Source organism: Oleiphilus sp. HI0061 (genome assembly GCF_001635675.1).
The window spans coordinates 1-582 of the sequence record NZ_LWFE01001059.1; the positions used below are offsets into that span (position 1 = coordinate 1).

Annotated in this window: 1 protein-coding gene; it reads left to right on the forward strand. The window is 43.5% G+C overall.

The genetic code is table 11. The features are described from left to right. The coding region (locus tag A3735_RS30990) for a hypothetical protein (protein WP_231882558.1) at positions 1 to 582 on the forward strand (582 nt) is incomplete at both ends.

Consider the following 582-nt stretch of genomic DNA (forward strand, 5'->3'; position numbering starts at 1 on the left):
TCAAAGATATTAGTACCACGTTTGTTTCTCCCGGCGTTGCTGTAAATACCTTTAACCGCCTCAACCATCGTGATGAATTGTATTTCTCGGTTTTCAAGCCTGAAACTGGGCCTGTCTGGAAGGGTAACTTAAAACGCTATCGTCTAGGATCTGACGGCACTGTTTATGATAGAGCTGGCCGTACCGCGATTGATCCAGAAACTGGTTTCTTTAAGTCTCGCAGTAATAACCCTGCTGACCCAGGCGCATGGAGCTGGTGGTCAGATGATATTGACGCTAATGATATTCACCTAGGGGGCGCTGCAGAAAACTTACCCAACAATAGTGATGACCGTAATGTGTTTACGTACCTAGGTGGCTCTAGCAACCTATCTGACGACAGTAACGAAATTTCTTACGATAACGCAGACAATATTACTAAAGAATTACTTGAATACACCGAAGCAACTGATGAAGAGTACAAGCTATTACTAGACTGGATTCGTGATATTGATGTCTTTGATACCGATAACGATAATAGTTATACAGATACTCGACACACAATAATGGACCCCCTCCACTCTGCGCCAGTGGTTGTGATAT